The sequence below is a fragment of the Brunnivagina elsteri CCALA 953 genome, from assembly GCF_002289455.1.
GTDB lineage: Bacteria > Cyanobacteriota > Cyanobacteriia > Cyanobacteriales > Nostocaceae > Brunnivagina > Brunnivagina elsteri.
In genome coordinates this window covers 1-10983 of record NZ_NTFS01000222.1, presented here as the reverse complement: position 1 = coordinate 10983, position 10983 = coordinate 1, and the positions used below count along the sequence as shown (strand labels likewise).

At 38.3% G+C, this 10983-nt stretch carries 10 protein-coding genes; 5 read left to right on the top strand and 5 right to left on the bottom strand.

The annotated features are described in order from the left end of the window. Positions 1-126 precede the first annotated feature (126 nt). Together CK510_RS18545 and CK510_RS18535 are read left to right on the top strand one after the other, a co-directional pair. The gene (locus CK510_RS18545; RefSeq protein WP_095723113.1) at positions 127-333 is read left to right on the top strand and encodes a glycogen debranching protein; all 207 of its coding nucleotides are present in this window, start codon (positions 127-129) and stop codon (positions 331-333) included. Between the two features lie 1105 nt (positions 334-1438). Beyond that, positions 1439-2014, top strand: a complete 576-nt coding sequence (locus CK510_RS18535) for a methylmalonic aciduria and homocystinuria type D protein (protein WP_095723111.1) — start codon at positions 1439-1441, stop codon at positions 2012-2014. A gap of 126 nt (positions 2015-2140) precedes the next feature. Here the strand turns inward: CK510_RS18535 and CK510_RS18525 are convergent, their stop codons facing one another. The 3 genes from CK510_RS18525 to CK510_RS18515 all read right to left on the bottom strand — a co-directional run bounded on the left by CK510_RS18525 (position 2141) and on the right by CK510_RS18515 (position 4794). Next, entirely contained in the window at positions 2141-2368 is a 228-nt protein-coding gene (locus CK510_RS18525) for a hypothetical protein (RefSeq protein WP_095723110.1), read from the bottom strand. Positions 2369-2424: 56 nt separating this feature from the next. Further along, on the bottom strand, positions 2425-3591 hold the full coding sequence (devC, locus tag CK510_RS18520; RefSeq protein WP_095723109.1) for an ABC transporter permease DevC: 1167 nt from the start codon (positions 3589-3591) through the stop codon (positions 2425-2427). A gap of 138 nt (positions 3592-3729) precedes the next feature. Beyond that, positions 3730-4794 carry a potassium channel family protein gene (locus CK510_RS18515; protein ID WP_095723115.1) on the bottom strand — a complete coding sequence of 355 codons (1065 nt, stop codon included), beginning with the start codon at positions 4792-4794 and terminating at the stop codon, positions 3730-3732. A 272-nt stretch (positions 4795-5066) separates the two neighbouring features. Between CK510_RS18515 and CK510_RS18510 the strand changes: the two genes are divergently transcribed. Both CK510_RS18510 and rsmH read left to right on the top strand, forming a co-directional pair. Next, the gene (locus CK510_RS18510; protein ID WP_245912208.1) at positions 5067-6356 is read left to right on the top strand and encodes an aspartate aminotransferase family protein; all 1290 of its coding nucleotides are present in this window, start codon (positions 5067-5069) and stop codon (positions 6354-6356) included. 205 nt (positions 6357-6561) lie between these two features. After that, entirely contained in the window at positions 6562-7458 is an 897-nt protein-coding gene (gene rsmH, locus CK510_RS18505) for a 16S rRNA (cytosine(1402)-N(4))-methyltransferase RsmH (protein ID WP_095723108.1), read from the top strand. A gap of 510 nt (positions 7459-7968) precedes the next feature. Here rsmH and CK510_RS18500 read toward each other — a convergent pair. Further along, positions 7969-8829, bottom strand: coding sequence for an alpha/beta fold hydrolase (locus CK510_RS18500; RefSeq protein WP_095723107.1), 861 nt, complete (start codon positions 8827-8829; stop codon positions 7969-7971). A gap of 276 nt (positions 8830-9105) precedes the next feature. On the opposite strand from CK510_RS18500, the gene CK510_RS18495 reads away from it, so the two are divergent. After that, positions 9106-9759, top strand: a complete 654-nt coding sequence (locus CK510_RS18495) for a protein kinase family protein (RefSeq protein ID WP_095723106.1) — start codon at positions 9106-9108, stop codon at positions 9757-9759. 350 nt (positions 9760-10109) lie between these two features. Here the strand turns inward: CK510_RS18495 and CK510_RS18490 are convergent, their stop codons facing one another. Further along, entirely contained in the window at positions 10110-10625 is a 516-nt protein-coding gene (locus CK510_RS18490; RefSeq protein WP_095723105.1) for a DUF937 domain-containing protein, read from the bottom strand. Between the last annotated feature and the right edge of the window lie 358 nt (positions 10626-10983).

The window sequence follows — 10983 nt, the reverse complement described above, 5'->3', positions numbered from 1 at the left end:
GTTATTCACATTACAATTCTTTGAGAAAGAATACGAACTTTTTCACAATGTTTGAATAATATTTTCAAAAGTAGATAATATTTAAATAGTTGGGTTTATATACTTGAGAATGCTTGGGGCAAAGTTATGAATATTTGGGTAAATGAACAAATTGATTCATCTGGTATGATTCACGCATGTATCGCAACTCTTGATGAATCCCATGCGAAAGACTGCCATGAATCATTTAAGCAAAATTTGACCGATCGACAAAAAGCATGGGGTTGGGAAGCAAGATTAAGAACTGTTAAATCTTGGGATGATGTACCTGTGAATGCTTTAAAACTTGGTTAGTTAATGGGTTATGGGTAATGGTTTTTGTCCATTTTTCATTAACCAATACCCAATCCCTTGTGTTGAATTCCTAACTTAAAAGAACATACTATGTTCGGAATCCCAGCATTTATTATTATCCCATTTTCGACCTCGATGTTCGCAGTCTGATTTGGTGTGTATCCAAGGTAATGAAGTCGGGAAGTTTTGAGAAGTGCCACTATTATATGGATTCATCCAAGAAACTATAAATTGTAGGCAGATACAGCCAGTAATTACTAGGTTTACTAAAATAATTATGTTAATTACTACGTTTATTTTTTGCTTGTTTATTTTTTGTTGATATTGTTGCATCTTAATAAAACCTGATTTATCCCTGAATATTTATTTGAATGTTTGAAAAATCAAATGGCAAAATCTAGATGCTAATGCTTAATTATTGCTAGCATTGCACTTCAACAACTATTAAAAAAATTATCGAATATGGGTTTGTGATATTCCAATTATTACTGATATTCTTCTCAGTTTGCAGGGTTTTATTTGATGTAGATATGAACTTTTGACAAAATTCCCGTAAATATACAGAAATCAGTTTTAAGAAGGTAGAAGGTAGAGAAGATGAGCTTTTTGATATTTTTAAATAGTAAGCTTATTTCTCCTACTTTATGCTGGTAAGAACTTCATCCCAAATATAAACCAATACGGTTCAGTTAAGACTAAGCTATTCAATATTTTAAACCGCCATAGACACGGAGTGGCTACTTAGCCCTTACAGGGCGGCTATCGCCAACAGAAGCTACTTCGTATCGCGCAGAGAACGCCTTAGACGCGGAGCGGCTACCTTTGGAAGTCACTTCGTGCCTACCCGAAGGGTAGGAAGAGAAGGAAAAAATACTTAACTGAACTGTATTGAAATATAAACTTATTCCTCTTTACTCCATCCCTGCTGGGAAGAGAAAAACATTAAGAAATTACAAAGCATATATTAAATCCTGGATAAAATCTGAAAAAATAGTCAAAAAAGTATTGCATTTGTGAATAAATGATGTTTTTTTGTCAAAAGAAAGAGTTATTATCAGTACCGAGGATAGAAATTGCAAACTTACAAAAATAGCATTTAAGATAAGTGGACTATTTCCGGGTTTCTACTCCAGATGAAAGCTGTCTCGTTGATTTGGTTGGGAAGAACAGACAAGCAGTTCAAATTTCAATTCATTCTCCGAGTAAGTATATCTGTACCAACCTCGAACGGATATTACCAGACTGGAGAAATCCCTCGTCGATGTGGGTAGTGATTGTGCTGATGCGATCGCGTTACGAGTTGATAGAAAGTGATGCGGTAATAGAATCGGAAAAGCAGATTTTGCGTGAGAAGTTTATGCGATTCGGGTTTGATGTCGCTTTTAATCTGCGGGATATGGGATATATGACTGACATTATCGATCCACGCACTGGTTATCCATTGCTTTCACGTCCTGGTCAGATTCCCCATAATGATACAGCTGTTATTGAAGCTTTGTTAAATTATCCTGTAATTAAAAATAAGTGTCGCGTTTTAGTCCATCCTGAATGGGGAGCATCTGTTTATCCAGGGATTTTACTTTCTGAAGCACCACCAATTTTAATTGAATCGATGTCTAAGAGTGTTGCCAAGTTACATGGATGGCAAGAAGTGCAAAATCAACAAGTTGTTAATAGTTAATGGGCATTGGGAATTGGGAATTGGGCAATTCTGAATTTATAAGTACTAACTTATCTAGTTTTTGTTTTAAGGTGGTATTTTTACCCCGCATATAGATAATGCAAGTGTTAGTATCTAGCAGGAATTTCATAAAATTTCCTCTCTTTCTTGTTGTTCTCCTTGGGGATGACGGAAAAATGTTTCGTCTTGGATACATCCATAGAATTTAGGCTGGGGATATTCTCGGATTGAAGTAGGAGTTTCTGGTTGTACTGAATCGATTAGGGTTTTTAGCAATGCCCAGCGCTCTCTTATCGGTAGCTGCATCGCTAGATTTTTGACTTCTAACAATGTAATGTTTGGGTTCGTTTGCATGGGTTTAGCTATGGCTATTTCTAATCTAGTGTAACTGGTTACTCATATTTTTTTAATTACATCAAATCCGCAGGGTCAGCTGAACGAAGTTTTCCCATAGCAATTATACCGGAAACAAAACACATAATTAATGTCAGAAAAAATATACTTATACCGCGTTCAGTTGTCATATATACGGGTAACTTAGTTGTATCTGCGGCTAATTTATAAAAACCCATAGCCAAGATAAATCCAGGGAAATAACCTAAAAGAGCCAAAAATAGAGCTTCTTGAGCAAGAACGACTAATAAATAATTATTGCTATATCCAATCGCTTTCAGCATTGCATATTCTGACAAATGTGCTGAAATATCAGAATAAAGAATTTGATAAACAATCACACTACCAACTATAAAAGAAACAAGTACACCAATGCCAAAAATAAACCCAATTGGTGTTGTTTTGCTCCAATAACCTCTTTCTAAACTAATATATTCTGCCAAAGTCAAAACTCGAATATCATCAGACAAACTTAATCGCAAATTCTGTGCGACTTGTTTGAGATTTGCATTACTATTTACTTTAATTAAACCAGCACCGATTAAATTAGGTTGGTGACTAGGAAAAAGCCGGAGATAAGTAGAATCACTGGTAATAATATTGCCATAGGTTGCGAAGGATTTACCCAAAGTAAAATAGCCTGCTATCCGCACTTTTTTATCATTGACTTCGGTTTCCGGTTTAGCTTGTTGATGAAATAAAGAAGTTACATAACTAACCTTTGGTAAAGCAGCTTTGTCAAAGAGAATTTGGTTGAGAATTTGTAACTGATTCAGATTGCTGTTAATTTCAGTCGTTTTAAATATCTTATTTGCAGGATCGGTTCCCAAAATTAAAAACGTTTGTAACCCCTTAGTTTCCGGATTACTCCATTTACCCAAACCAATATATACCGGACTTACCGACTCAACACCACTAAAACCTCGCGCTTGATATAACCTATCCTTCGATAAATTCTTAATCGAGTAAATCGTTTCAAAATCGCGAGCAACCAATACTAAATCAGTATCTAATATTTTGTGTGGCGCGATCGCACTATCAAATAATGCACCTTCAAACCCCAATTGGGCAAACATCAAGATATTGGCAAAAGCGATACCCGCAAGGGCAACTCCTAAACGTGTTCGTTCCTTCATTAGCTGCTGCCATGCCAAAGGAATCTTGAAAATAAATTTACGCAGCATTTACGCAATTCTCCAATGTAGGGAAGTGAGGAGGAAGTCTAGCTTGCTTAGATTATAGATGGGGGATTGGCAAGGGAAAACTTAATTCCCCATGAAAGCATAATTATTCAGGTTAAACCTCATGCATTCAGGTGAAAATCATGAATTGTTGGGACGACGCATTTGTTTAGTGCTAATTGGTCCAAGAATTTGGTTGAGACTACGTAGCTGTTCTGCCGTTCCCATACAAATGAGCAAATCTCCTGCCATTAACACAGTATCACCCGTGGGACCTCCAATTAGACTACCATCCACACGACGTATAGCTAAAACTAATGCACCCGTTTGCGATCGCAATCTCGCTTTTTGTAATGTTAACCCCACTACAGGACAAATCGCCGGGTCTAATAATAATTCTTCCATGTAGAGTTGTCGATCTGCTCCCGTGAGGATGCCATCCACAAAATCCATCACTTGGGGACGTAATGCCGCCGCAGCCATTCGCTTTCCACCCGTAATATAAGGTGATACTACCGCATCTGCACCACCTCGCTGCAACTTTTGTACCGCTTCCTCAGTACTGGCACGTGCGATCGCACGAATCTCAGGATTTAAGGTTTTCGCTGAAAGCACCGTATACAAGTTTTCAGCATCCGAAGGTAGGGCAGCAACAATACAAGTAGCCTTGACAATGCCTACCCGCAACAGCGTCTCATCCAGGGTTGCATCACCCTGATAAGCTGTGTAGCCTTCCTGTTGAGCATAGCGCATCGAATCCATTTCCGAATCGATTACCACAAACGGTACACCTTCTGCCCGAAATTCCTTGGCAATTTGGCGACCCGTTCGACTAAACCCGCAAATGATATAATGCCCAGATAAGGATTCCATTAATCGCCTTTGTTGTCTAAGTCGAATACCTTCTTGAAAGTAGCCTTGAATTACGGCTTCTGTAAATCGATTCACAATATAACCGATCGCAATTACACCCATTAAAATTAAAGCGATGGTGAATAATCTGCCTCGGTTTCCCATTGGTTGCGTCTCACCATAACCAACTGTAGCTAAGGTAATTACGGTCATGTAAACAGAATCTTCCCACGACCAATGTTCCACAAAGCGATACCATGAAGTACCAATCATGAAAACACCCGCTAAACCAAAAGCACCAGCCATCAACTCTTTTTGAATGCGTTGATATTTTTGCTCAATTGTTGAATATATACTTCTTTTCACCGTCGTCACTTGCAAAGAATCAGGAATTTAAGCATTAAATTAAAAGGAAGTACAAAATTTAGAATTTAGGAGTTAAAATTTATACATTTTCGGCAACAGCAATCATATCTATTGTTACAATTGACTCTATTTTGAACGATTCTGAACTTTTGCATTCTGATTTCTGACTTGTGTAATTGAAATTTTTGTGTCAGGAATCCCATGCAGCTAGAAAATGTCTATCAGATGGTTCTCAGATGACAAATACTTAGGAGTTAGCAGTGAGCATCGAAACGCTAGAAACAGCACAACCAACATCAGGCAAATCTACATCTGAACAATTTGACAATAAAAGCTTTGATAAAGCTGTCATGTCCACCTATGGACGCTATCAACTGGCATTAGAAAGGGGTCAAGGTTGCCGCGTTTGGGATACACAAGGAAAAGAGTACTTAGATTTTGTTGCCGGAATTGCTACCTGTACCCTTGGACACTCACATCCGGCAATGGTTGAAGCAGTGACAAGGCAAATTCAAAAATTACACCACGTCTCCAATTTGTACTATATTCCCGAACAGGGAGAACTGGCAAAATGGCTTGTTAAACATTCCTGCGCTGACAGAGTGTTTTTCTGTAATTCAGGTGCAGAAGCTAACGAAGCGGCAATTAAATTAGCGCGTAAATATGCCCATACAGTATTAAAAATCGATCACCCAATTATTTTAACAGCACAGTCTAGTTTCCACGGCAGAACTTTAGCAACGGTTACTGCGACAGCACAGCCAAAGTACCAAAAATACTTCGATCCTCTTGTTCCCGGTTTTCAGTATGTTCCCTACAATGATATTTCCGCAGTGGAAGCTGCTATTGGTGAACTTGATGAAGGTGACTACGGTGTTGGGGCAATTTTAATCGAACCTCTCCAAGGTGAAGGTGGTGTACGTCCGGGAGATGTGTCTTACTTCCGCAAATTACGGCAAATTTGCAGCGAAACCGGGGTACTACTGATATTTGATGAAGTACAGGTGGGAATGGGACGTAGTGGGAAATTATGGGGTTATGAACATCTGGGAGTCGAACCTGATATTTTCACCAGTGCTAAGGGTTTAGGTGGAGGTATCCCGATTGGAGCAATGCTGGCGAAAAGATTCTGTGATGTTTTCCAACCTGGGGAACATGCTAGTACTTTTGGTGGGAATCCGTTTGCAACTGGTGTTGCTCTTGCAGTATGCGAAACAATTGAGAAAGAAAATATACTTGCGAATGTTGAAGCTAGAGGCGAACAATTACGGGCTGGATTGAAGCTAATAGCTGCAAAATATCCCCAATATATTAGGGATATCCGAGGATGGGGATTAATTAATGGTATGGAATTACACGAGAATATTGAATTAACTGCCAGTGATATTGTGAATGCAGCAATTAAAGCTGGATTGTTGTTAGTTCCTGCTGGTGTTAAAGTGGTGCGATTTGTACCACCATTAATTGTCACTGAAGCGGAAATTAATTTGGCATTGGAAATATTGGATAGTGTATTAGCAACACTTACGCAAGTCCCAAATACCCATTAATTATTTGTGGGGGACTTCTAGAAAATAAAATATTTCAGGTGTAGATTTATCAATTGTATCATTCGTGGGTGAGGGCGGGGAGACCCCGCCCCTACGATAATTTGGAAAGAGATATTTCTCAGTATTGTCTTAATGCTAGAATTTTTACTTTAATAATTAATTAAAAACAAATAAGAAAAAACTTGTCCTTTTCCGCTAAACCAGCATGAATCCTGAGTCTATTTCATCCCTAGATACCGAAAAAATATCTTTCTCCCATATTCCCGTCTTAGCTAAAGAAGTCATCGAGGGTTTAAACATTAAAGCTGGAGGACATTACTTAGATGCGACAGTTGGAGGAGGAGGTCATACTAAATTAATTTTAGAATCTAGGCTGGATGTGAAAGTGACAGCACTCGATCAAGATGAGGATGCTTTAGCGGCAGCAAAGAAAGAGTTGGCTGAGTACGGAGAAAGGGTTGAATTTATTCATACTAATTTTGCGACTTATAATTACCCCAGCAATAAATTTGATGGCATTTTAGCAGATTTAGGTGTGAGTTCCCATCATCTCGATACCGCAGAAAGGGGTTTTAGTTTCCGCAACGAAGGTAGTTTAGATATGCGGATGAACCGACAGGAATCTCTAACTGCTGCTGATATCATCAATGATTGGCAAGAAGCGGATTTGGTGGAGATTTTTTTCAAATACGGAGAGGAAAGACTTTCCCGACGCATTGTCAGACGGATTATTCAGCGACGACCATTTCAAACTACAACAGAATTAGCAAACGCGATCGCATCTGCTGTTCCTCCTAAATACCGTTATGCCAGAATTCATCCCGCAACCCGTGTTTTTCAAGCACTGCGAATCGCTGTCAATGATGAATTGGGAGCGTTGGAAACCTTTTTAGAAAAAGCTCCAGTAGCACTTGCTGAAGGTGGTAGATTAGCGGTTATTAGCTTTCATAGTTTGGAAGACAGACTGGTGAAGCATAGTTTGCGCGAATCATCAATAGTCCAGGTGGTGACAAAAAAACCAATTATTGCGCGGGAAGAAGAAATAATCGAGAATATGCGATCGCGATCGGCAAAACTTCGGGTTGCACAAAGGAGAGAATAACCTTCAATTATCTATACCCAACAACGAGCTAGCCATAATTGCGGCTTGAGTGCGATCGCGTAAATTCAGGTAATATGATTTTTCACGAACCTTCAATGTTGAAAAGCTTCTAAAAATTCAACAAATACAATGGATATCCCTATTTCACTCAAATCCGAAATTGTCAACCGTAATAAAATCTCAAATTTATGTTTAGATTACAAGATTAATTTTAGGCAAATTTATCAATAAAAAATCAACGCAAAAACAATACTTTCAGAGCGCGAATAATACAAGTTATACGCCTCCCGTGAGTATCCAGAATATCCCATCCTGAAAGTACTGTCAATCCGTACATCCATTTTCTCTCTGTCATACTTCCCTGACATTCTTAACATATGAACTATTAATCATTTAAATTTTAATTGGGCTTAAACATTAATTTATCTTATATATATTTAAAAAAGTGCGATACTTAGGAATGCAAATTTAATAACCGACAATTCCGGTTGAACTTAGAACTGTATTCACCTAACTCTGATAAACCAAAAAACCATTAATCACATCCATCAAAGCTTGGGGTTCATCAGCACGAATTAAATGACCGCTATTTTCAAAAATCCTCAAATCTGAAGAAGGAATACGTTTAGCAATCTCTTCCGAAAATTCTGGGGCACAAATCCAATCATGTCTACCAGCAATTACTAAAGTTGGTGCAGTGATTTTGTGTAACTCTTCCAGCACATCATAAGTTCTTAAAAATCCACCAAAAGCAACATTTATAGCATCAATAGAAAGAATTTTATTGTCCCAAACCTTCACAGAAGTATTCGGATTATATTTGTGGGAATACATGGGAGCCATAACTTTAAAATAATCCCGTAATTGCTCCTCATTTTCAAAATTCCCATCCCAAAGCAATTGAGCAATCTGCTTTTGTTCCTCACTTCCCCGTTCTGCCAAAATTTGCTTTGCCCGCTCCAAAAAGCGATAACTACCACTACTCGCAATCACAATTAAATGGGAGACATGCTGTGGATACCGTACCGCATAGGATAAAGCCACCATTCCACCATAGGAAGTCCCCAGAACGATAATTTTATCCAAACCGAGATACTGCCGTAAAGCCTCCATATCCTCGACATTATTATCCAGGGTATAATTTTCCTTGCGATCGCGTGCCGATCTACCCTGACCACGGTGGTCAAAATATACTAGCTGTAGCCTGCGTGTCAAAGCTGAAAATGTTGGTTTATAACCAGTGTGGTCAGCACCAGGACCACCATGAATTAAAAATGCTACAGGTTTGGTATAGGTTTTATGGCTTTCTACCACTAAACTGCAACCTTCAACATCAAAGAAAATTTCTGTATCGCGAATTTTTGCTAGCATTTTAAATAAAAGTTAATCCAAAAACTAAGTTTTATTAATCATTAAATAACATTTCCACCATCAGAATAAAGAATGAGTGACTGCTTGACTGGGAAAAATAATAAATTCACAATGTTGTATGTGTACATAGCATTTTATAAGTTGTTGGGGTACAAATTTATCTGCGTACATCTGCGTTTATCCTCTTCCATCTGCGGTTAATTTTTTATTGCTGTAGGTATATAAATAGAAATAGATTAATACTGGGAAATAAAATTTTATAACAAAACAATTCAAATGAAATTCAGCTTAGAAAAACTAACAGAAAGTGTCTTCCAGCAATTACTTCCCGAACTACAACTTAAAAGTATACATCCCCATGACCCTGTAGTAGTTGGTAACATACCCGAACCTTGGGAACTTTTGGGAGCGGGAAATTATGCTGCCGTACTTTGCCATCAAGATTACCCAGATTATGTGGTCAAAATTTATGCACCAAATCGTCCTGGTTTTGAGGAAGAGGTGGAAGTATACCGTCGTTTGGGTTCCCATCCTGCTTATTCCGAGTGTTTTTTTGCCGAAGATGGGATTTTGATTTTGAAACGGTTATGTGGTGTGACTCTTTACGATTGTATTCACCGTGGTTTAAGAATACCAAAGAAAGTCATTCAAGATATAGATAAAGCATTAGAATATGCACGCGATCGCAATTTATATCCCCACGATATTCATGGTCGAAATGTGATGATGTATCAAGGTAGGGGATTGGTTGTTGATATTTCAGATTTCCTCGATCGAGGGAAATGCAGAAAGTGGGACAATTTGAAAACAGCATACTATTACTTTTATCGTCCCATTCTTTCCCCTATCAAATTGCCAATCCCCTATTTTCTGCTTAATGGAGTTCGCAAACTTTATCGGATGCTGACTTCATGGAAAAAATGGTTTTGAAAATATTGCGATCGCTTGTTTTGATGGAAGAAAAATCAGGGTTAGGGAACACCAAGAAATAAATTCTCCAATCTCCAATATTGTAGGGGTGGGGTCTCCCCACCCCTATGTATGATAGGGTTGGTAAATATATGATTTGGAGATTTTATTTTCTGGAAGTCCCTTAATAATCGGGGATTATTTTCCTGTGGATGGAAGAGAAATCGGGGTTAATAATCGGGGATTATTCTCCTGTGGATGGAAGAAAAATCAGGGCAAACAATCGGTGGTTATTCTCCTGTGGATGGAGGAAAAATCAGGGCAAACAACCGTTTGCCCTACAATAATTCGTAATACCTTGACGAATTGTTTTAACGACCCATATATTTACTTGCCATTTTTATCGCGTCAGCAATATCAGTATCACCATCACCGTCAGCGTCTAAAAAGGAACTGAGGACAGGATTGCCAGCACCTTGGGTATTTGCACCAGCACTTAAAAAATTGAGTACCATTGGTACAACTGTTGGTAACATTTGTTGAATAATACCAGCATCAATACCAGTACGCTCTGATGCGATTTCAGTCACTTGTTGTTGCATTCCGGGGGAAAATAGGGATGCGACAGCAAGAGGGTTGCTGGAATTGCCTGCAAATTGACTTATTAATGCTTGTACCGCATCTGGTCCTTCATTTGCCTGTTTTTCTTGTAAAGCCGATCGCACTTGTCCACCAACAATTGACATCACAGACTGCATTGCCGAAGAATCAGCACCAGTATTACCCTTCAATTGCTGGACGGCATTGATTATACCACCGAGTTGATCTAAATTACCTTGTTGATTGGGATTTACAACAGCACCCAGAATTTGGTCAAAAAGTCCCATGAGGAAAGTTTCTCCATTGGTTGATTATTCCCGCTCAATTTTCACATATTTGCTGCGATCGCTACATAGTATTTAGCAAAAAATCAGCTTTTTGTACTCCAGATGACAGTAATTGGGTATTGGGCATTGGGCATGGGGAATAATTCTTAGTTTTGCTATACCTGCGGTAAGCTCCGTGAACGCATCAATACTCCAAGCTAAGGACAATTTTTAAACTGGCTCAAGTTCAAAAAAATGCTTCTTTTACTGATATGATTTATTATGTTAATTGAATAAACTTGACATTTTTACAATAGGAATATTACTTGCCTTAAAAAAATTACAACCACTCCATTATAATAAAGTATAGAGTTTAAAT

Bases quoted from the DNA above. Each gene is read 5' to 3' on its own strand.
- CK510_RS18545 (WP_095723113.1), top strand. From the start codon at position 127: ATGAATATTTGGGTAAATGAACAAATTGATTCATCTGGTATGATTCAC.
- CK510_RS18525 (WP_095723110.1), bottom strand. From the start codon at position 2,368: ATGCAAACGAACCCAAACATTACATTGTTAGAAGTCAAAAATCTAGCG.
- devC (WP_095723109.1), bottom strand. From the start codon at position 3,591: ATGCTGCGTAAATTTATTTTCAAGATTCCTTTGGCATGGCAGCAGCTA.
- rsmH (WP_095723108.1), top strand. From the start codon at position 6,562: ATGAATCCTGAGTCTATTTCATCCCTAGATACCGAAAAAATATCTTTC.
- CK510_RS18500 (WP_095723107.1), bottom strand. From the start codon at position 8,829: ATGCTAGCAAAAATTCGCGATACAGAAATTTTCTTTGATGTTGAAGGT.
- CK510_RS18495 (WP_095723106.1), top strand. From the start codon at position 9,106: ATGAAATTCAGCTTAGAAAAACTAACAGAAAGTGTCTTCCAGCAATTA.
- CK510_RS18490 (WP_095723105.1), bottom strand. From the start codon at position 10,625: ATGGGACTTTTTGACCAAATTCTGGGTGCTGTTGTAAATCCCAATCAA.